This window comes from Rhodoferax lacus (assembly GCF_003415675.1).
In the GTDB taxonomy this organism is placed as follows: Bacteria; Pseudomonadota; Gammaproteobacteria; order Burkholderiales; family Burkholderiaceae_C; genus Allorhodoferax; species Allorhodoferax lacus.
In genome coordinates, this window is the sequence record NZ_QFZK01000006.1 from 17514 (window position 1) to 36429 (window position 18916).

Sequence of the window (18916 nt, forward strand, 5' to 3'; positions counted from 1 at the left end):
AAGTGCGACCGATGAGAGGGTTGTTCCACAAAGCTTCCTGGCTGAGCCAATTTTTGAGATTGAGGATACACAAGTATTTACAGGCGATAAGGCAAAACCCGCTGTGGAATGGCATTTTTTATGTACCCCGGTTTGGCCGGTGTCAGCCCTTCAAAATCCCCCCGGCTAGGGATGCGCAATCACCAGCAGCGCCCGGCTGCGCTTGAGGGTGCACAGCAGGCACTGCTCCAGGGTCTGCGGGTCCAGCGCGGCAAAGCTTTCGTCGAGCACCGTGAGCTCGGCTTTTTGCAGCAGGGCGCGCGCCAGGAAGATGCGGCTGCGCTCGCCGTGCGAGAGCTGCCAGCCGGTCTCGCCCACCATCTGCATCAGCCCCGAGGGCATGCGCTGCAGCAGCGGGCCCAGGCCCAGTTCTTCGCACAGCGCGCGTGCCTCGTTCAGTTCGTCGGTGCTGGCCGGCCAGTTGCGGCCCATCAGCAGGTTGTAGGCCAGCGTGCCCGAGAGGATGTGGTTCTCATGGAACTGCGGCGCCTCGGTGGCCAGTTGGTGCCAGGCATCTCCCAGGGTGTGGCGGTCCAGGCCATTGAGCAGCAACAGGCCGCTGTGCGGCTGACGCAGGCCCACCAGCAGGCTGGCCAGGGTGGACTTGCCGCCGCCCGAGGGGCCTTCGAGCAGGAGCTGTTCGCCGCTGTAAACCGTCAGGTCCAGGCCGTTGAGCAGGGGCTCGCCCGATGTGCCGTAGCCAAAGCGCAGCTGGCTGGCGTCTATCACCTTGCGGCGAGGTGGCTGAAGTGCGCCCAGCTTGCGCGCGGGTGGTGCAGCGGCCACGCCCGCACCGGCATCGGCATGCCCAGGGGCCACTGCAGGCTCCGGGCTGCTGCCTGCCAGATACGGCGCATTTCCGCTCGCAGCGGCCCGGGTCTGGAACAGGCCGGCCACCTGCTGCCAGGCCACGGCCGCGCGGGACAGTGCTGCCAGCCCGGCCGAGATGCCCATGAGCGCGCGGTTGGCCAGCAGCATGCCGCCCAGGGCCACGGCCAGCGCGGCGGCGCTGGCGTTGCCCGCCACAAAGGCGGGCGCCAGGCCCAAGAGGCCCACCAGCATCCAGCCGCGCGGCATGACGGCCGCGGCCGGGATGATGGCGCGGTCCATGGCCGCAGAAGCATCCAGGTAGTCGCGCAGGGCCAGGTCATCTTGCGCGTCGCGGCGCCAGGGGCGCTCCTGCGCCAGGCGCGTGCGGTGGCCCACCATGCGCTCCACCAGGCCATGGGTCATGTCCAGGCGCATCAGCGTCCAGCGGCGCAGGCGCTGGAAGTAGCGCCAGCTCAAAGCCAGGCTCAGCAGCAGCCACAGCGCCAGCAGCAGCACATGCCAGTGGCCACCGGCGCCGCTGGCCAGCACGGCCGCGGCAATGCCCAGCTCCAGCAGCGCCACCAGCACACCCATGCCACCGTTCAGGGCCAGCGACTCCAGGGCCTGCGACTCCATCACGCGGCTGAGCAATTGCCCGGCACCCTGCTTGCGCACCGCGTCCAGGTCCGACTGCAGAATGCCGGCCAGCAAACGGGTCTTGAGCATGCGGCCCATGTCCAGCGCAAAGCTGGCATCCAGCCAGCCGCCCAGCAGGTGCAGGGGAATCAGCGACAGCACCAAGAGGCCCCAGGCGGCCAGCCAGCCCAGGTCCAGGTGGCCACCCAGCGTGATGTTGCCCACCATGGCCCAGGCGGCGATCTCTGCGGCATACACGGCAGCAAAGGCCAGCAGCATGTACAGCACCTTGTGCGGCAGGCGGGCCTGGCGCAGCTGCTGCCAGAAGCCCATGCCGGGCGCTGCGCGCAGCAGCCAGCAGCTGCACACGGACTGCGCGGCCAGGTGCTCGTGCAGCAGGGCCTGGCGCGTGGTGGCACTGCGGGCCTCGGGCACCTCGGCCACCTTCAGCAGGTGGTTGATGGCTTCTATGTAGGGTGCTTGCAGCGGCGTGCACAGGGCGGCACTGAGCTCAGTAGCACTGCGTGTGTGCAAGGCCAGGTCGGTGCCAATCAGTTGCAGCTTGTGGCCGCGGGCCTTGAGCACCAGCAGCAGGCCGGGGTTGCCGTGGCCCGTGTCCTGCACATGCAGCAGGGCGGGTGCGGCCTGGCGCAGCAGCGCCTCAAAACCGCCCAGGGGCGTGGCCACGGCCTCGGCCTCCAGACCCAGGCGGCCGGCGGCCCAATCCATCCAGCGGGCCTGGGCCTCGCTGTCATCCAGGTCCAGCTCGGCGGGCAGGGCGGGCACTTCGCTGGCTCTGTCGGCCAGACCGGCACGCCGTGCCAGCTCTTCCAGCGCGGCACCGGCCTGGTGCACCGGCCAGCACAGGCCTTGCAAGGTGTCGGGCATGGCGGCGCTCATGCAGCGGCCCTCGGTGTGGGGCTGCTGCCCACTGTGGCACTGTCTACCAACTGGCCTTCGCGCAGTTGCAGGCGGCGCCAGTTGGCGCCGGTCCACAGGCGCTGGCGCACTTGCTTTTCTGCCTCCAGCAGGGCGCGGTAGCGCGAGTCGGACTGGGCCAGGCGCAGGGGCACGCCGTCTTCCACAATGCGGCCGTCTTCCACCACCAGCACACGCGCAAACGACAGGGTCTCGGCCACGTCGTGGGTCACGCACAGCAGCGTGGCCGTGCGCCACCACTGCCGTGCCTGCGTCAGCAGGGCCTCGCGCTGCGGACGGTCCAGGCCGCGAAAGGGTTCGTCCAGCAGGGCCAGGCGCACGCCGCTTTGCATCAGCGCACGGGCCAGGCGTACGCGCTGGCCTTCGCCACCAGAGAGCAGGGCGCCGCCTTCACCCAGCGCGGTTTGCATGCCCTCTGGCAAATGCTGCAGCACGCGGCGCAGCTGGGCCTGGTCCAGCACCGTGGCCATGCGGTCCAGGGCTGCGCTGTCAGCGTCGCAGGCGTAGTGCAGGTTGTCCAGCAGCGAGCGGTTCCAGATCTGGATGGCCGGGTCCACCCAGGCGGTGCTGTGGCGCAGGGCCTGCTGGCTGGCGTCGGTGAGTGCTGCGCCGTCGATGTGCAGATGGCCCTCGGACAGCCGGTGCCAGCCCAGCAGCAGGCCCAGGAGTGTGGACTTGCCCGCACCTGAGGCGCCGACGATGGCCACATGCTCGCCCGGCGCGATGTGCAGGTGGATGTCTTCGAGCACGGTGTGGCCACCGGCCACGATCTTGCCGCCCTGGATATGGATGCCCATGCCGGGCGTGGGTGCCGCAGCGGGCGCGGCCGGATCCGGCGTTTGCAGGGGTGGTGCCACGGGCGGCGCGGGGGTGTTGAGCGGCTCCAGCAGGCGCAAGAGCATATTGCGCTGCGCCGGATATTGCTGCGCCAGGTGGCACAGGGTCTGGCCGATGGCAGGCAGCTTCAGGGCCCAGTACACCAGCAGCAGGTCGGCGCCGCTGGCGCTGCCGGCACGCTCGAAATGCAGGTACAGCAGGCTGCCCACCAGCGACAGGCACAGCAGCGACTGCAGGGCCTGTGCACCTTGCGCCAGTGTGATGAGCCCGCGTGCCGAGCGCGTCCACTCCACCAGCAGGCCCTCGTGCTGTCGGCGCAGCACGCGCTCGGCGCCGTGGGTGCGTATGGGCACCAGACCCAGCAGCGCGTCCAGGTTGAAGCCATGCAGGGCGCCGGCATGGTTGCGCACGCGCAGGTCGCGCTCATTGAGCAGGGGCTGCACCAGCGCGGGCACCAGCAGGGCGGCCAGTGCAATGGCGCCCGCCAGCGGCAGGCTGGCCTGGTCGATGAGCGCAATGCCCACCAGGGTGAAGGCCAGGTCACAGGCGACCTGGATGAACTGCAGGCCAAAGCCCGGCACCATGCGCGCCAGGTGGATGCTGTGGCTGCGGTCTGCCATGTCGGAGACCGGGCGGCTCTGGAAGTAGCGGTCGCTCAGGGTGGGCAGCTTGTGCAGCAGGGCCATGCGCAGGCGCACATCCAGATGGCGGCCGTAGCGCATGGCCTCGGTGAGTATGGGCACCTCCACCAGCATCAGCACCACGATAAACACCATGAGCCCGGCCATGGCCGCCAGCCGCTGCGAGGGCAGGCCCAGCGCCCAGCGGATATCAAACAGGCCGCGAAACAGCAGTATCTCCAGCAGCACCACAGCCGCTGCAATGGCCATGGCGCCAGCCAGCAGCCAGGGACCCAAGAGGCCATCCTGGCGCAACAGGCCCCAGATGGCTTGCAGGGGCCGCGCGTCCTTTTGCCGCAGGGCGGTCAGCAGTTCGGCCGAGGGCAGCGGCAGGCTGGGGCCTTGCCCGGTGAGTGGCTCCGAGGCAGCAGTTTGCAGCCCCGCCACCTTGAGCAGCACCGCGCCGTGCAGCATCAGCTGCAGGGCGCCGGCCTCATCGGTATGCGCGGGCTCCACCGACCAGTAGGCAGGCGGGATGCTGTGAAAAATATCGCCGGTGCTGCCATGCGTCTGGCGGTAGAGGCTGCCCACCATGCGCAGCGCCTCTGCCCCTGCGCGCAGGCCGCCTGCGTCCACCACCGACTGCACCAGGCGCACGCTGGCGTCGAGTGCGGCCGGGCCAAACCAGAGCGGGTCTTGCAGGGCCTCCTGCTGCAGGAGGCGGGCCTCTGCGGCCGAGGCGCCGAGCTTGCGCAGGCGGCTGTGCAGGGGCTGCAGGAAATCGTCGCTGGCGGCCCACGCGCGCCAGCCGCTGGCGGGCACGGGCATCTGGTGGGCAAACACCTCTTCGGCAAAGCGCTGCACCGTCACCCAGCGCCGCCCCACGGCCGGATCCATCAGCTGCAGCCACTGGCCATGGCGGCTCCACACCACCACAAAGTGGGTGCTGCCGTCCTTGTGGCGCACCACCACCATGGCGGGCAGGGCCTGGGTCTCGGGCAGGAACACATGGTCCAGCGGCAGCATGACCTGCTCGGCCTGCAGGCCCAGCTGCCCGGCCACCACTTCGATGGTGTCTATCGAGGTGCCGTCCACATCGGTCTGGCAGGCCTCGCGCAGGCGGCCGTAGCTGACCGGCACGCCAAAGCCTTCGAGCAGGCACTTGAGCGCGGCCGGGCCGCAGTCCATGGCCGAGGTCTGCACCACCTCGGGCACCAGCCAGCGCCTGCGCTGTGTACCAGTCTGCGCGGTGCTCACGGCGCGGGCTTGTCCCTGGAGGCCGCCGACAACAGGCCATCGGGCGAGACCTGGCCTATGGCGCGCAGCAGCAGCTGCGCCGGGGAGCTCTGCTCCAGGCTGATCTCCACCGTGCCGGGCAGGCCGTGCTGCAAGAGCAGGCGGCTGCCCGCTGCGGGCAGGGGCTTGAGCTCCACACGCACCGTGTGCTCGCGGATTTCGCTGGCCACCAGCGTGACCTGAGCTGGCAGGCTGCCGAATTCGGTCCAGGGAAACCCGTCCAGGCGCATGCTGGCGGCCTGGCCCGGGTGGATGCGGCCCAGCACCGCAGCCGGTGGAAATTCCGCCACGATGACCAGGCCGCCGCGCGGCACCACGGTGGCAATTCTTTGGCCGGCCGTGACATAGGCACCGGCGGGCACGGCCAGCACTTCGCCCACCACGCCATCCACCGGGGCGCGCAGCACAAAAGGCTCCAGCTCCTGCGTCAGGCGGCTGATGGTGGTGGCGGTGGTGGCGCGCTCGCCTTCCAGGGTGACGATGGCGCGCTCCAGGTTTTCAATCTGCGCCTGGGCTTGGGCGTGGCGGGTGCGCGCATCGCCTTCCAGGCGCTGTGCGTCCGAGGCCAGGGCATCGCGCGCTGCGCTTTGCTTGCGCGCCTCGGAACCCGCGCGCAGGGCATCGACCTGGGCGGCACCGCCCATGCGGCTCTCTTCCTTCAGGCGGCGCTCGTTGTCCTTGGCAAAGTCCACACCGGCGCTGGCCTCCTGGGCGCGGAACCGGGCTGCGCGCAGGGCAGCCTCGGCGGCCAGGCGGTCCTGGCCCTGGGCTTGTTTGAGGGCGGCAATCTCGCGGCCCAATGACTCGATGCGTGGGGCAAAGGCCTCCAGGCGCGACTGTTCTTCCTGCAGGCGCAGGGTTTCGCGGCTGGCGTCCAGGCGGGCCAGCACATCGCCTGCATGCACCTCCTGGCCCAGCACCAGGCTGTTGTGCTCCATCCTGCCGGCCACCAGCGCGGCCACCGGATGGGCCGACTGCTGCACCTCCAGGCGTGCGCTGCGCGACACCTCAAACACCGTCACGCGGCCCAGCACAAACCAGCCCAGCCAGGCCAGCAGCAACACGGCGGCCATGGCCCACAGCACCAGTGCCAGGGCGGAGCTGTCCCTGGCCAGGGACCGCGTGGTACGTGAAAACTGCGCTGCCAAGATGAAAGGAGCGTCTTAGCCCTTGAGGCCGTGGCGGTTGGCCAGCAGGGCGGCCTCCACACGGCTGCGCACCTGCAGCTTTTGCAGGATGTTGGTGACGTAGTGCTTGATGGTTTTCTCGGACAGAAAAATCTTCTCGCCAATCTCGCGGTTGGTGAGCGCGTTGCCAATCAGCTCCAGGATCTCGCGCTCGCGGTCGGTCAGTTCCTGCAATGGGTCGGGCGCCTTGCCCCGGGTCAGCGAGACCAGCATCTCGGCCGCAATCGAGGGCGACACATAGACCTCGCCCGCACACGCCGAGCGCACCACATCCGAGAGCTCCTTGGCCGACACGCCCTTGAGCACATAGCCGCGCGCGCCAGCCTTCAGGGCCGCCAGCAGCTTGTCCTTGTCGTCGGCGGCGGTGAGCATGACGATGGCCGTGGCCGGGCAGGCCAGGGCGATTTTTTCGGCGGTGACGATGCCGTTCCAGCCCGGCATGCTCACATCCAGCAGCACTACATCGGGCATGAGGCTCAGGCACAAGCCCAGGGCCTCTTCGCCGGAAGAGGTTTCGCCCACCACCTTGAAGTCGGGCACCATGTCCAGGGAGTTCACAACACCCTGGCGGAACAGGGGGTGGTCGTCCACGACCAGAATGTCAATCGTATTGCTCACGGGCTTGGGTCTCTACGGTTAGGGGAAGGGAAACACGGATCAGGGTGCCAGCACCCGGTGCGGTCAGCAGTTCGAACACGCCGCCCAGCACCTCCACGCGCTGGCGCATGCCGCGCAGGCCCAGGCGGCCCTTGGCGGCGGCGGCCACCGGGTCAAAGCCCGGTCCCTGGTCGCGCACCTCCACGTGCAGACTGTGCTCGTTGGCGCTCAGGCGCACGCTGCAGGGTGTGCCTGCGGCATGGCGCACGGTGTTGGCCAGTGACTCCTGCAGCAGGCGGTAGAGCGCCACCTTGAGGCGGTAGCTGGCGGCCTTGGGCAGTTCGGCCACCACCAGGTCGGCGCTGACGCCGGTCTTGACCTGCAGGTCGCGCACCACACGTGCGGCGATCTCGCACAGCTCCAGGCGGGTGATGTCGGGCAGCTCGATGTCGGCCGACATGGCGCGCAAGTCCTTGAGGGCGGACTCGATGGCCACCTGGGTCAGGCGCAGGCTCTGGACCCCTTCGGGCCGCAGCGGCGCCACGCCCGTGTCGGGGTTGGCGCAGGCGTCGTCCATGTTCTTGAGCTGCATGAGCGCAAAGCCCAGGTCCTGGCCCGGGCCGTCGTGGATGTCGGCCGATACGCGCGCCAGGAAGTTCTCGTTCAGGGCGGTGGCGCGTTCGGCCGCATCAATCACGCGCGCCTGCAGCTCCACGTTGCGGGCATTGAGCACGGTGAGCTGGTCCACCTGTTCGCTGAGCTCGCTTTGCTGGGCGTCTATGGTGTGGCTGCCACGGCGCACCAGGAAAAACAGGCACAAATAGGTGGCCGTCATGATGGCCGCAATGCGGATCCAGCTGCTGCGCTGGGCCTCGCCGGCCAGGCGGTCGAGCTCATCGGGGCGCTCATAAAACTCGGCCACGGCAATCACGCGGCCGGTGCGGTCTTCGTGGATGGGGGTGTAGGTTTCAATCAGGCGCGGCATGGGCTGGCCGTGCTCGATCTGCTCGGCCTTGCTGCGCACGCTCACCTCGGAAAAAATGCTGCCCGTGAGTGCCACGGCCAGGCCTTCTTCAATCTCAAACTGCTTGCCGATGACGGACTTGTCGGTGCTGAAGAGCACGCGTCCGGTGTTGTCCCAGACCTTGAGGGAGATGATCTTCTGGCCCAGCATGGTGCTGCTGAGGTCGGAGTTGAGCATGGCCATGTTGGCCGCGGTAAGTTGCTGGTTGTGTGCGAGCACCTGCACGTGGGGCCCGACAAAGGCATCGACATAGAGGGCGGTGACGCTGCCGATGCGGTGCACCACGCCTTCTTCGACCTGGCGGCCAATCCACCAGCCAATCACCAGCGAGCCCGCCAGCAGCACCGGAAAGCTGACCATCAAAAACTGCCGGGACAAGGACAGGTGGTTGAAGGCGCGTTTCATCAGCTGGGCCGTTCCGGACTTTGAACGCAGGTCATCAGTGGGCGTTGCTGTTGTATTTTCTAGGGTGTAGCCAAGCATGCGGCCAATGTAGCAGCGGGCATGCCCGGCGGCTACGGACCATGGTCTGAATAAATCCCGACCAATTGGGGCCGCATTTCACGCCATTGTGTCCTAGGTTCTGGACGCCCGACTGCATAAAGTTGAGGCCATGAACAGCACCGCCACCACCACCCGACTCGCCGCCGATGCCGAGCTGGTGTTTCCATTGTCCAAGCGGGTGATCACCCAGTACCTGAAGAATGAACAGGGCCAGGACGCGCTGTTCCTGTTCTATGGCGACCAGGAAATCTCCTTTGACGAGCCGGAGCTGTTTGCCTTTGGCGAGGCGCTGGGTGCGCAGTCGCGTTTTGCTGCCGGTGCGGCCACAGGTTGGGGCACGGGTTACGCCTGGGAGCAGGTGCAGGCGCTGCTGGAGCAGCTGCTGCAGGCCGGCATACTGGAGCACGCCGCCCCGCTGGAAGCACAGACCTGCCCCATGCACCGGCCCGATGGCGACCGCGCCTCGCCCCTGCCACCGGCAACGTCCAGCGTGGCACGCACCTGGCTTGAGTGCGAAGCCATCACCCGTGAGCTCACCGGCCGCAGCATTGAGCTGGCGCATCTGGAACTGGTGATCCCGGTGTTCCGCATTGCGCACCTGGTGCAGGATGCCGAAGGCCGCCAGGTGGGCGAAGCCAATGTGTTCCCCAAGGCCCTGCGTCTGGAGGTGCCCACCCGCTGGCGCGCGTGCATTTACCCGGGCAGCCGCTACCAGGACAGCCGGCCCATGAATGTCAGCGCCCTCAAGAGCATGCGCGCCCATTGGCCCGCCATGATGGCCGCCATCCTGCGCATCCGCGAGGCTTATCTGCAGCGCTTTCCCGCAGCCCGCACGGGCTGGACGGTGGGCGATGTGGAGCGCCTGTCCACCCTGGTGCTGGCCGTGCCCACCTACATGCTGATGAAGAGCGGGCAGACGGTGGCCAATGGTGCCTTGCACCCGGTGCTGTCCAACCTGTTCCGTGTGACCGACGGTGTGCGCATGACCACGCACCAGATGCTGTTTGTTCCGGTGGCCGAAGCAACGCTGTCGCCGCTGGCACCCATTAACAGCGCCGAGCTGTATGCCTATGCCGAGCGCAACCATGCCTTTGGCTCCACGCACGGCGTGTGTGCCGGACCGCGCGTGATGATTGAAGAATTTCTGGGCGTGCTGCTGGACGGCCAGGTGCCAGCCGCTACCCAAGGGCTGCAGCAGGACGCCGCAGTGGAGGCCGCCCTGGCCGAGATGGAGCAGGCCTTTGACTACGGGCTGCTGGGCCTGCAAGCGCATGCTGTGGTGTTTTCGCTGTGGCCGCTGATGACGCGCACCTACGAGCAGATGCACACCATCGCAACGCAGTGGCGCGGTCCGCAGAGCCTGGCGCTGGCACGCTTGCGCAGGCATTTGCAGGACAAGGTCGACATCCTGAAGAATGAAACCCTGCATGCCACCGAAGCCTGGCGCGCCAACCGCGAGCAGGTGTATGCCGACATCTTTGTGCACTGTGCCCAAGGCCTGGGCCAGCCGGCGCAGCACAGCCTGCCCGAACTGGTTAAAGCCAGGCAGGCCAGCCCGGTAGCACTGCGGCAGCAGCTGCGTGCCCTGCTGCGTGCGCAGTTCAGTCCGGGGCAGCAAGCGGTGAGCCCGGGTGTGGAAGCGCTGACCGATTGCCTGGCGCACTACTTCCTGCAATCGCAGGCCCTCTTGGCCATTGCAGTGGACATACAGGCTGACATCAACGCCTTGCTTCAGCGCGCTCCCGCGCTGTGGGCCTTCAGCGCCGCTGATCTGGATGTGCATGTGCTGCTGCAGGGCAGTGAAGCCCGGCACCTGCCGCACCTGCTGGATGAGCTGGAGAACCTGCTGGGCTTCAAGGCCGTGGTTTCCCGCGAGAGCATTTCCCTTTTTTCCTCAATACCCGTCCGGTCGCACGCCAGTTGCGCCCGGCCTCCCCAATTTGCTGACATGGTGTTGGCAGATACCCGTGCGTAACGCACATTTTTAACCAAAGACCATCATGAAAATTCAAACCAATCTGCGCGCTGGAGCCGGCCAAAAACGTAAATCCTCCACCGACTCCACCAGCGTGGAAACCGTGTCCGTGCCCGTGGTGCCTGTGAGCCGTTGCGCCGGTATCTGATCGCGTTGTTCTGACCGCGCCCAAAAATGGATACCCTTGGGTGTCCATTTTTTTTATGTGCAAAAAATATAACTATTCCCTGCGGCCTGCGGGCCGCTGGGCGGGCCCTATGGTGGCCTTGCTGTTGGCCGGCTGCGCGAGCACGCAAGTGCCGCCGCAGCCCCTGGCCCTGGATGCCCGGCTGCAGGCCTTCAAAACGCAAGCCCCCGAGGCCGACGCCACTGCAGTGGCCGCACCCGCGGCCGATGACCGGTGGTGGACGGCGTTTGCCGACCCCGTGCTGGACCAACTGGTGGACCAGGCCAGCACAAGCAACACCGATATCCGTATAGCGGCTGCCCGCCTGGCCCAGACACAAGCGCTGGCCAGCCAGACGGGCGCTGCGCGCCAGCCCCAACTGGGCCTGGGTGCCGGTGCGGTGCGCCAGCAGGGCCCCTTGGTCAACGCCGCAGGCACCGAGGGCACACTGTTCACGGCGGCAGCCACCTTGTCATATGAAGTGGACGTGCTCGGGCGCCTGGCCCAGGCCGGCGACGCCGCCGCGCTGGATGCGCAGCAACGCCAATCCCTGTTGGAGAGCGCCCGCTTGCTGACGCAGGCACAGGTGGTGCAGACCTATGTGGCCTTGCGCGCGCTGGACGCCGACATGGACTTGCTCCGGCACAGCCTGGCCCTGGACCGCCAGAGCCTGCGCATCCAGGCCTACCGGCTGCAGTCCGGTGCCCTCTCGGAGCTCGAATACGAGCGCCTGCAAGGCGCAGCGACCGGGCAGACGCTGGAGACCCAGCGCCTGCAGCAGCGCCGCGATGAACTGGAAAATACCCTGGCCGTGCTGCTGGGCCAGGCTGCATCAGAATTCCGGCTGGACCGCACCGATGCGCCGGACTGGGTTACCGGACAGCGCGCACTGCCTGCGGTACGCGCCGGGCTGCCTTCCACGGTGTTGCAGCGCAGGCCCGATATTGCAGCCGCGCAGGCCGCTGTTCTGGCGGGGCAAAAGCGCCTGGGCGTGACCCAGTCCGCCTGGTTCCCCAGCCTGAGCCTCACCGGCACCACCGGCTTTGCCTCGGCCGAACTCAGCACGCTGGTGGCGGCCTCCATGCAAACCTGGGCCTTTGGTGTGTTGGCCAACCTGCCGGTGTTCGACGGTGGGCGTCGCCAGGCCGGTATTGCCATGGCCGATGCGGAGCTGTCTGCAGCCGTGGCCAGCTACCACCAGCATCTGTTGCAGGCACTGCGTGAAGTGGAAGACCAGCTGTCTGCGCAGCGCCTGTTGGCTCAACAAAACGCAGCCCTGGAGCGCATGCAGGGCAGTGCCGCACGCGCCAGCGAACTCTCGCAGGCACGCTTTGATAGCGGCTCCATCAGCCAGCTCGATTGGCTGGAGGTGCAGCGCAGGGAATTGCAGGGCCGCCGCCAACTGGTGCAGTTGCGTGCCGCACGTTGCCAGGCCACCACGGGGCTGGTGCGCGCATTGGGCGGCGGCTGGAACTGACAGGGCAGTGCATGGGGGCGGCTGCCTCCCATAAATATGGGAGGGACCGCAATATCCCCCAAATGGGGGATATGAACCCCTGCGGGTATTCCCTAGGATGGTCCGATGTCCCATAACGCCGTCAAGCGCATCTACCCTCCCGTCAAGGAACAGCCCGTCGTGCCACCCGAGCAGCCGGTGGCTGCACCGGAAGTGCCTGCTGAGCTTCGGGAGCGGCGCCGCTTCAACCGCCCCATACCTGCAGCCCAGGTGATTGAATGCGATGAAGACGAAGCCTGGGAACTCTGGAGCCAATGGTCCAGTCTGTGACCGCCGCTTAGAGTTTGATGAGGTCGTCGGCGCCGCGCGACTGGCGCACATGGCCTGCCGCATCATCAGCACCACGCGATTGGCGCAATTGGCCCACCGCATCGTCAGCACCACTGACATGGCCTGCCGCATCATCAGCGCCGCGCGACTGGCGCACATGGCCCGCACCATCATCTGAACCACGGGTTGTGCTGGACGAATCGCTGGTATTGGAAGTGCCGGAGGCAGAGCGCCCGCTGTTGCTGCTGCTGCCACTGCTGCTGGATTTCGAGCCCGAGCCCGAGCCCGAGCTGCCGTCCTTGGCCATGGCCATGCTGGCGCCCAGGGTCATGGTGGCAGTGAGCACGCAGGTCATGAGTGCGGCGGCGGTAACGGTGCCCAGCAGGGTGGAAATTTTGGAAGTTGCCATGAATGTTCTCCAGTAAGTTGAAAGATTGCCAAGTGGGGTTGCTTGCATTGCGTGTGAAATTTTCCCACGCAGACGAATTATATGTGGGATTTTTTCCCGCGCAAGTGTTTTGTGGAAAAATTTCCCACAAATAAATGTTACAGTCCGTCTCACACCTTAGTGAGACACCATGGACGATCCAGCCAGCCCTATGCCCCAGGCCGCACTTGTGCAGGCCCTGCGCCGCGTGCTCATGCCGTTGGTGCGCCTCATGCTTGCCAGCGGCATTACCTTCCAGTTCCTGTCGGAAATGCTCAAGAGCCTGTATGTGGAAGTGGCCGAGCGCGACTTCCGCATTGACAACAAGCCGCCCACCGACAGCCGCATCAGCCTGATGTCGGGCGTGCACCGCAAGGACGTGAGCCGTCTGCGCACCGAACTGCGCGCCGAGGTGCCCGCACCTTCATCCGTGGTGTCCCTGGGTGCCCACCTGGTGGCGGTCTGGCTGGGTACACCGGCCTACCTGGATGAGGCCGGGCAGCCCCTGGCCCTGCCACGCTTTCGCAGCGAAGGCGGCGAGCTGTCTTTCGAGGCCCTGGTGGCCAGCGTCAACAGCGACATCCGCTCCAAGGTGGTGTTGGACGAGTGGATGCGCTTGGGCATTGCCCGCCTGGATGAAGACAGGCGGGTGTGCCTGAATGCCGACGCCTTCATCCCCACTGAGGGCTTTGACGAAAAGGCCTTTTATTTCGGCCACAACCTGCACGACCACCTGGCAGCGGCCGCCCACAACCTGCAGGGGCTGCAGCCCCCCTTCATGGACCGCAGCGTGCACTATGACGCGCTGGGTGCCGAGTCAGCCCAGGCGCTGGCCAAGCAGGCCCTGGAACTGGGCATGAAGGCGCTGCTGGCCGTCAACAAAAGTGCCATGCAGGCCGAAAAACGCGATGCCGACGTGCCCGCACCTGAGCGCCAGCGCATGACCTTTGGTGTGTATTTCTATGCCGAGCCGGTGGATGCCAAGCCACCGGCAGGAGAGGGTGTATGAAGAATTCTGTCTGCATGCCAAGGCGGCTGTCTGCGTGGGGCCTGGGCCTGGGTCTGGTGTGGGGCCTGCTGTGTTTGGGCACCTTGCCGGCATGGGCTGCCGATGGCTGTGCCAACCAGGCGGCCACCATGCCGGCCATGCCCGAGCAGGCGCCGGGCGTGGGTGGAACCGGCATCATCGCCGGGCGGCCCGGGCTGGGTGGCACGGGCATTGACGTGGGCCTGGATGCGGGCGGCGTGGGTGGCACTGGCATTGTGGGACTCATTACCGGCTTTGCCAGCGTGTGCGTGAACGGGGTGGAAGTGCAGTTTGATGCCACCACCCCTGTGGAGCAGGACGGCCAACCCGTGCCCCTGAACAGCCTGGCTGTGGGACAGCTGGTGGCCATTCGGGCAACAGGTGCGGGCGCCGAGTTCACGGCCCGCAGCATCGCGGTGCTCAACACCCTGGTAGGCCCGGTGGACCGGGTGCAGGCGGCCAGGGGTGAGCTGCAGGTGCTGGGCCAGTCGGTGCTGGTGCGCACGGGCCAGACCCTGGAGGGCCTGCGCCCTGGCCAGTGGGTGCAAGTGGGTGGTTTCCGCCGCGCCAATGGCCAGATTGAAGCCAGTTTCCTGAGCCCGGTGGCACCCCAGCCTCTGGCGCGCCTGACGGGCGTGTTCGAGAAGAACATGGGTGTGGACATGGTGGTCAGCGGAACGGCGGTGCATCTGGGCGACACCCGTCTGCCTGCCGGCGCAGCCCGTGGCGCGGAGATCGCAATTGCCGGCACCTGGGACGGCGCAACCCTGCGGGCCCGCCAGGTGCAGGCCGAGCCTGTGCAGAGCAGCCTGGGGGCCGTGCGCTCCGTGGTGATGGAAGGCCTGGTGCATGCCGTGGGCGCCAACTCCATCAGCCTGGGCCAGCGCACCTTTGCGCTCGGCCGCGACCTGCAGGTGCAGGGCGGCAGCCTGAAAGACGTGGCCGAGAACCAGCGGGTGCGCCTGACCGGCAGCCTGGACGCGCAGCACAGGTTGCAGGTCCATCACATGGAGGTCCGGGTTTCGGGATACCGCTACGGCGCGCGCGAAGGGCGTGTCCGCAAGTCCGAGGCTGGCAAGGAGGCTGAGTCGGGCAAGGAGGCCGAGTCGGGCAGTGGCAAGGACTCCAGCGGCTCGGACGACAAGTCCGGCAGCTCGGGCGGTTCGGGCAGCTCCAGCGGATCCGATGACTCCGGCTCCGGCAGCTCGGGAACGTCGGGAGGCTCGGGCACTTCGGGAAGCTCAGGCACTTCAGGCAGCTCGGGCAGCTCGGGCAGCTCTGGAGGGTCCGGCTCGAAAAGCGGCTCCAGTGGTGGCTCCGGCAGCGGCAAAGGCAAATAGGCAGGCGCGCGGCGTCAGGTGCTGCCCCGTGTGCCCCAGCGTATGCCTGCCCACAGGCGCTCATGCAGGTAGTAGCTGACCAGGCCAATCAGCGTCAGCAAGGCTGACAGGCCCAGGCCTTGCGAAAAGTCGCCGATGTAGAAGTAGTTGACGACGGCCATCATGACAAAGCCGATGAGCTGCCAGGTGATGGCCTTGGTGAGGGTGCGCTTGTTCTGTTCCATGGCTGGAATTGTGCGGATGCCGTGCGCGTGAATCAACGTTTGATTGGTAACGTAAATGCACCAATTGGTGATAATAGTCACGTTTTCACAAATACCCAGCACCATGCCCAGCACCCCGCCCACAGTCCCCAAATCCCGGCGTTCCGAGGTGTTTCGCGAGCGCCTGCGCTCGGCCATGCTGGAGCACAAGCTCAACCGCACCAGCCTGGCCGGGATCACCGGGGTGGACCGCTCCACCGTGTCGCAACTGCTCTCCGAGCACCAGGTGCGCCTGCCGTCCGGCCACGTGGTGGCGGAGCTGGCCTCGGCCCTGGGCGTGAGTGCCGACTGGTTGCTGGGCCTGTCCAACAGCACCCTGGGTCCGGGGGAAATCCTGCGCGAATCGCTGCAGGTGGCCACCGCGCTGCCAGACCGGGCCGATGTGCACATCGAGCGCTGGCTGCAGGAGGCCACGGGTTCCAAGGTGCGCAATGTGCCCACCAACCTGCCCGAGGTGATGAAGACCCGTGCCACGCTGCAGCTGGAGTACGCCAAATACGAGGGCAAGACGCCGCAGCAGGCCTTGCAAAGCAAGGAGACGCGCCTGTCCATGAACCGGCTGGTGGGCACCGACTACGAATTCGCCATGCCGGTGCAGACCCTGACAGATTTTGCCCAGCGCAGCGGCATCTGGGCGGCGCTCAAGCCCGCGCAGGTGCGCGAGCAGCTGCTGCACATGGCAGAGCTGTGCGATGAGCTCTATCCCAGCACGCGCCTGCACCTGTATGACCTGAAGCAGCGCTACAGCGCCCCGGTCACGGTGTTTGGCCAGCAGCGCGCGGTGATTTATATCGGCAGTTCCTACCTTGTGTTCAACACGCGTGAGCACATCGAAACCCTGACGCGCCATTTTGACGACCTGGTGCGCGATGCCAGCGTGCTCAGCCATGCGGTCAGCGCCTGGCTGACCAAACTGGCAGCTGGTGTCAAGTTATAGGCCCGGCGTGGGCAACGGTCCGGAGGTCGAATTTTGGGGGGTCTTGCCGCATTGTGTGAATGCGTGTTCTGTTGCGGCCGGAGTGCATGCTATGGTCATGGGCAGGGTTTCATTCACATACAGGAGTTGTTCACATGTCCAAGATTTTTTCTGTTGCCTTTGGCAGTTTGTTCGTTGCTGGCCTGATGTTTTCCCAGGTTGCCAGCGCGGCCTCCGAGTGTGAAGCCAAGGCACTGAGCAAGGACGGCAAGCCGCTTGCAGGCGCTGCCAAGGCCTCGTCCATCAAGAAATGTGAAGCGGCCACCAAGGCACCTTCCGCTTGCGCTGACAAAGCCATCGACAAGAACGGCAAGGCCCTGGCAGGTGCTGCCAAAAATTCCTTCATGAAGAAGTGCGAAGCTGACGCCAAATAAATGGCTGGGGTTGCATGCCGCAACCCTGCGGGGTTGCGTTTGAAGTGGCACGCCTGGCTGCTGCTGCTGGTGTGTTGCATGCTTTCTTGGGGGGCGCTGGCCAAAGACCAGGCGCTTTGCAAGAGCAGCAAGAAGAGTGCGCACAAAGCGGACGCTGCCTGCGTGCACAAGGCCAAGAAGGCCCACGCTGCCAAAGGCGCATCCGCCAGCACCTCCAAAAGTGCTTCCAGGAGTGTCTCCAAGGGCAGCTCCAAAAAGACCACGCAAAAGGTCGTGCAAACGGTCACGCCACAGGTCCAGGAAGCGGATACGGATACGCAGGTCACGCTGCTGCCCGGTGCCAAGCCACGCCTGCATCCCGACAGCGCCTGCTTCAAGGCGCTGGGGGATTCGCGGGCCAGCAGGCATCTGTCGGCCAAGGTGCCCTTCTTTCTGGACCACGCGCCCGATGAGGGTTTGCTGGCCAACAAGGGGCATCCGGGCAAGTCGGAAAAAACCGAGCTGGCCAGCGTTGTCGCGGGCTACGAGATGTGCCTGGATATGGCTGCTGCCTGGCGCCGCGAGACCTACCCACCCGAGGTCGTGGCCGTGCTCGATGCCTACTGGAGCCGCACCAAGTCCCTGTTGGGGGATTTGCAGAACGGCCGGGCAAACTATGGAGAAGCCGCCCGAGCCGTGGCCCTGAACGACAGTGCCTACAAGGCCAAGGTGGACAGCCTGGTGGCGGACCTGCAGTCACGCCAAAGCAGCGTTGACGCGCAGAATGCGCCCACCGGCAGCCGGCTTCAATAATGTGCCTGTGCCCCCCGCCCATGGAGAATGACGCTTGAATCCCAGTTTGCTTGATAACCCCCTGTACCAGGGCCTGATCCTGCTGGCCGCAGGCTTGTTGCTTGTGCTGCTGCTCGTGTGGGTGGCATACCGTGCCATCAAAGCCGCAGTGCGTGACGGCATCCGCGAGGCCCGTCAGGTCAGCTCGCAAGAGACCTGGCTGCCAACCGAGCGCCAGTCCCTCTGACGACTGGCCTGGTTGGCTATCAGTAAAAGCACGGCCGCCTGATAAGGGGGCGGCGCTTTGGGCGCCATGCCAGACCACCGAGTCCGCCTGCAGCTCTTGCAAGAGCTGCTTCAGTAGCCGCGTTGGCGGTCCATGGTGTGCAGGGGCAACAGGCCTTGGCGCAGGCGCAGGGTGTTGGTCACGATCTGCTGCGCAATGGTCTGGTCCGAGGCGCTCGACGCCATGTGCGGTGTGAGGCAGATTTTGGGGTGGCGCCACAGCGCGTCATCGGCCTGCAGGGGCTCGCGGTCAAACACATCCAGCACGGCGCCGCGCAGATGGCCGCTGTCGAGCGCGGCCAACAAGTCGGGTAGCACCACCTGTTCGCCACGGCCCACGTTCACCAACGCCGCACCCGTCTTCATGCGGGCAAAGAAGCCCGCATTGCACAGGCCGTGGGTGGCCGGTGTGAGCGGCAGCAGGCACACCACCATGTCCAGCGGCGCCAGAAATTCGGGCAGTGCGGCATCACCCGCAAAGGTGTGCAAATCCTCCACCGCATGGGCACTGCGCGACCAGCCGCTCACGGCAAAGCCAAAGTCGCGCAGGCACAGCGCGGTCTGCAAGCCCATGCCGCCCAGCCCCATGATGCCGACCCGAAAAGCACGGGCCGGGCCTTGCGGCGGCATGTGCCACAGGCCCTGGCGCTGTTGCGCAGCCATCTGGTCAAAACCGCGGTGGTAATAGAGCGCGGCCCACAGCACGTATTCGGCCATACCCCGCGCCTGCGCCGGGTCCACGATGCGGGTCACCGCCACGTCTGCGGGCAGGTCCGGGCAGCGCAGAATGTGTTCGGTGCCCGCGCCTATGGAAGCCACCATCTGCAGCTTGGGCAGGGTGCCCAGCAGGCCAGCTGGCGGGTGCCAGGCGGCCACGGCCAGCACGTCGTCAGCCTCAAAGGGTTCGGGCCACAGCGTGACTTGCAAGCCGGGCAGCACGCGTGCCGCCTCAGTGGCCATGCGATCGGCCAGCACTTGCAGGTTGTCGCAGGCGCTGCACACCAGAAGGGTAGGCATGGTGGTCCTGGAAATATATA

The 18916-nt window shown here is 66.4% G+C and carries 18 protein-coding genes; 10 read left to right on the forward strand and 8 right to left on the reverse strand.

Annotated elements, in window-relative coordinates:
- Nucleotides 1-165 precede the first annotated feature (165 nt).
- Genes DIC66_RS11385 through DIC66_RS11405 form a run of 5 tightly spaced genes read right to left on the reverse strand, consistent with a single transcriptional unit; the run spans nucleotide 166 to nucleotide 8390 of the window.
- Nucleotides 166-2385 carry an ATP-binding cassette domain-containing protein gene (locus DIC66_RS11385; protein ID WP_117177247.1) on the reverse strand — a complete coding sequence of 740 codons (2220 nt, stop codon included), beginning with the start codon at nucleotides 2383-2385 and terminating at the stop codon, nucleotides 166-168.
- Entirely contained in the window at nucleotides 2382-5138 is a 2757-nt protein-coding gene (locus DIC66_RS11390) for an ATP-binding cassette domain-containing protein (RefSeq protein WP_117177249.1), read from the reverse strand. Before DIC66_RS11390 ends, DIC66_RS11385 begins: the two co-directional genes overlap by 4 nt.
- Nucleotides 5135-6325 (reverse strand): HlyD family secretion protein, encoded by a 1191-nt coding sequence (locus DIC66_RS11395; protein ID WP_117177251.1) that lies wholly within the window; start codon nucleotides 6323-6325, stop codon nucleotides 5135-5137. The genes DIC66_RS11390 and DIC66_RS11395 overlap by 4 nt, the downstream gene beginning before the upstream one ends.
- A gap of 15 nt (nucleotides 6326-6340) precedes the next feature.
- Nucleotides 6341-6982 carry a response regulator gene (locus DIC66_RS11400; RefSeq protein ID WP_117177252.1) on the reverse strand — a complete coding sequence of 214 codons (642 nt, stop codon included), beginning with the start codon at nucleotides 6980-6982 and terminating at the stop codon, nucleotides 6341-6343.
- Nucleotides 6966-8390, reverse strand: a complete 1425-nt coding sequence (locus DIC66_RS11405; RefSeq protein WP_158558896.1) for a sensor histidine kinase — start codon at nucleotides 8388-8390, stop codon at nucleotides 6966-6968. The genes DIC66_RS11400 and DIC66_RS11405 overlap by 17 nt, the downstream gene beginning before the upstream one ends.
- 208 nt (nucleotides 8391-8598) lie before the next feature.
- Between DIC66_RS11405 and DIC66_RS11410 the strand changes: the two genes are divergently transcribed.
- The 4 genes from DIC66_RS11410 to DIC66_RS11420 all read left to right on the forward strand — a co-directional run bounded on the left by DIC66_RS11410 (nucleotide 8599) and on the right by DIC66_RS11420 (nucleotide 12416).
- A complete protein-coding gene (locus DIC66_RS11410; RefSeq protein ID WP_117177256.1) occupies nucleotides 8599-10464 on the forward strand; it encodes a hypothetical protein in 1866 nt (621 codons plus the stop codon).
- Nucleotides 10465-10489: 25 nt separating this feature from the next.
- Nucleotides 10490-10612: a hypothetical protein gene (locus tag DIC66_RS23615; RefSeq protein ID WP_275405222.1), complete on the forward strand. Its 123-nt coding sequence runs from the start codon at nucleotides 10490-10492 to the stop codon at nucleotides 10610-10612.
- Nucleotides 10613-10721: 109 nt separating this feature from the next.
- Nucleotides 10722-12107, forward strand: a complete 1386-nt coding sequence (locus DIC66_RS11415; protein WP_233505884.1) for an efflux transporter outer membrane subunit — start codon at nucleotides 10722-10724, stop codon at nucleotides 12105-12107.
- A gap of 105 nt (nucleotides 12108-12212) precedes the next feature.
- Nucleotides 12213-12416: a hypothetical protein gene (locus DIC66_RS11420; protein ID WP_117177260.1), complete on the forward strand. Its 204-nt coding sequence runs from the start codon at nucleotides 12213-12215 to the stop codon at nucleotides 12414-12416.
- 7 nt (nucleotides 12417-12423) lie between these two features.
- Here DIC66_RS11420 and DIC66_RS11425 read toward each other — a convergent pair whose 3' ends face one another.
- Nucleotides 12424-12825, reverse strand: coding sequence for a hypothetical protein (locus tag DIC66_RS11425; protein WP_117177261.1), 402 nt, complete (start codon nucleotides 12823-12825; stop codon nucleotides 12424-12426).
- A gap of 169 nt (nucleotides 12826-12994) precedes the next feature.
- Between DIC66_RS11425 and DIC66_RS11430 the strand changes: the two genes are divergently transcribed.
- Together DIC66_RS11430 and DIC66_RS11435 are read left to right on the forward strand one after the other, a co-directional pair.
- Nucleotides 12995-13852, forward strand: coding sequence for a DUF6502 family protein (locus DIC66_RS11430; protein WP_117177264.1), 858 nt, complete (start codon nucleotides 12995-12997; stop codon nucleotides 13850-13852).
- Nucleotides 13849-15210, forward strand: a complete 1362-nt coding sequence (locus DIC66_RS11435; RefSeq protein ID WP_117177266.1) for a DUF5666 domain-containing protein — start codon at nucleotides 13849-13851, stop codon at nucleotides 15208-15210. The genes DIC66_RS11430 and DIC66_RS11435 overlap by 4 nt, the downstream gene beginning before the upstream one ends.
- A gap of 14 nt (nucleotides 15211-15224) precedes the next feature.
- On the opposite strand, the gene DIC66_RS11440 is transcribed toward DIC66_RS11435, so the two are convergent.
- Nucleotides 15225-15434, reverse strand: a complete 210-nt coding sequence (locus DIC66_RS11440) for a DUF2061 domain-containing protein (protein WP_117177268.1) — start codon at nucleotides 15432-15434, stop codon at nucleotides 15225-15227.
- Nucleotides 15435-15537: 103 nt separating this feature from the next.
- Between DIC66_RS11440 and DIC66_RS11445 the strand changes: the two genes are divergently transcribed.
- The 4 genes from DIC66_RS11445 to DIC66_RS11460 all read left to right on the forward strand — a co-directional run bounded on the left by DIC66_RS11445 (nucleotide 15538) and on the right by DIC66_RS11460 (nucleotide 17841).
- Nucleotides 15538-16410: a helix-turn-helix domain-containing protein gene (locus DIC66_RS11445; RefSeq protein WP_158558897.1), complete on the forward strand. Its 873-nt coding sequence runs from the start codon at nucleotides 15538-15540 to the stop codon at nucleotides 16408-16410.
- 134 nt (nucleotides 16411-16544) lie between these two features.
- On the forward strand, nucleotides 16545-16823 hold the full coding sequence (locus DIC66_RS11450; protein ID WP_117177272.1) for a hypothetical protein: 279 nt from the start codon (nucleotides 16545-16547) through the stop codon (nucleotides 16821-16823).
- A gap of 78 nt (nucleotides 16824-16901) precedes the next feature.
- Nucleotides 16902-17615: a hypothetical protein gene (locus DIC66_RS11455; RefSeq protein ID WP_147321291.1), complete on the forward strand. Its 714-nt coding sequence runs from the start codon at nucleotides 16902-16904 to the stop codon at nucleotides 17613-17615.
- 34 nt (nucleotides 17616-17649) lie between these two features.
- Nucleotides 17650-17841 (forward strand): hypothetical protein, encoded by a 192-nt coding sequence (locus DIC66_RS11460; RefSeq protein WP_147321292.1) that lies wholly within the window; start codon nucleotides 17650-17652, stop codon nucleotides 17839-17841.
- Between the two features lie 110 nt (nucleotides 17842-17951).
- Here DIC66_RS11460 and DIC66_RS11465 read toward each other — a convergent pair whose 3' ends face one another.
- Nucleotides 17952-18896: a 2-hydroxyacid dehydrogenase gene (locus tag DIC66_RS11465; RefSeq protein WP_199534720.1), complete on the reverse strand. Its 945-nt coding sequence runs from the start codon at nucleotides 18894-18896 to the stop codon at nucleotides 17952-17954.
- Nucleotides 18897-18916: the final 20 nt, after the last annotated feature.

What these genes read in the sequence shown, in the direction of transcription:
- DIC66_RS11385 (WP_117177247.1), bottom strand. Translation starts at nt 2,385, where the DNA reads ATGAGCGCCGCCATGCCCGACACCTTGCAAGGCCTGTGCTGGCCGGTG.
- DIC66_RS11405 (WP_158558896.1), bottom strand. Translation starts at nt 8,390, where the DNA reads ATGAAACGCGCCTTCAACCACCTGTCCTTGTCCCGGCAGTTTTTGATG.
- DIC66_RS11410 (WP_117177256.1), top strand. Translation starts at nt 8,599, where the DNA reads ATGAACAGCACCGCCACCACCACCCGACTCGCCGCCGATGCCGAGCTG.
- DIC66_RS23615 (WP_275405222.1), top strand. Translation starts at nt 10,490, where the DNA reads ATGAAAATTCAAACCAATCTGCGCGCTGGAGCCGGCCAAAAACGTAAA.
- DIC66_RS11415 (WP_233505884.1), top strand. Translation starts at nt 10,722, where the DNA reads ATGGTGGCCTTGCTGTTGGCCGGCTGCGCGAGCACGCAAGTGCCGCCG.
- DIC66_RS11420 (WP_117177260.1), top strand. Translation starts at nt 12,213, where the DNA reads ATGTCCCATAACGCCGTCAAGCGCATCTACCCTCCCGTCAAGGAACAG.
- DIC66_RS11425 (WP_117177261.1), bottom strand. Translation starts at nt 12,825, where the DNA reads ATGGCAACTTCCAAAATTTCCACCCTGCTGGGCACCGTTACCGCCGCC.
- DIC66_RS11430 (WP_117177264.1), top strand. Translation starts at nt 12,995, where the DNA reads ATGGACGATCCAGCCAGCCCTATGCCCCAGGCCGCACTTGTGCAGGCC.
- DIC66_RS11435 (WP_117177266.1), top strand. Translation starts at nt 13,849, where the DNA reads ATGAAGAATTCTGTCTGCATGCCAAGGCGGCTGTCTGCGTGGGGCCTG.
- DIC66_RS11440 (WP_117177268.1), bottom strand. Translation starts at nt 15,434, where the DNA reads ATGGAACAGAACAAGCGCACCCTCACCAAGGCCATCACCTGGCAGCTC.
- DIC66_RS11445 (WP_158558897.1), top strand. Translation starts at nt 15,538, where the DNA reads ATGCCCAGCACCCCGCCCACAGTCCCCAAATCCCGGCGTTCCGAGGTG.
- DIC66_RS11450 (WP_117177272.1), top strand. Translation starts at nt 16,545, where the DNA reads ATGTCCAAGATTTTTTCTGTTGCCTTTGGCAGTTTGTTCGTTGCTGGC.
- DIC66_RS11455 (WP_147321291.1), top strand. Translation starts at nt 16,902, where the DNA reads ATGCTTTCTTGGGGGGCGCTGGCCAAAGACCAGGCGCTTTGCAAGAGC.
- DIC66_RS11465 (WP_199534720.1), bottom strand. Translation starts at nt 18,896, where the DNA reads ATGCCTACCCTTCTGGTGTGCAGCGCCTGCGACAACCTGCAAGTGCTG.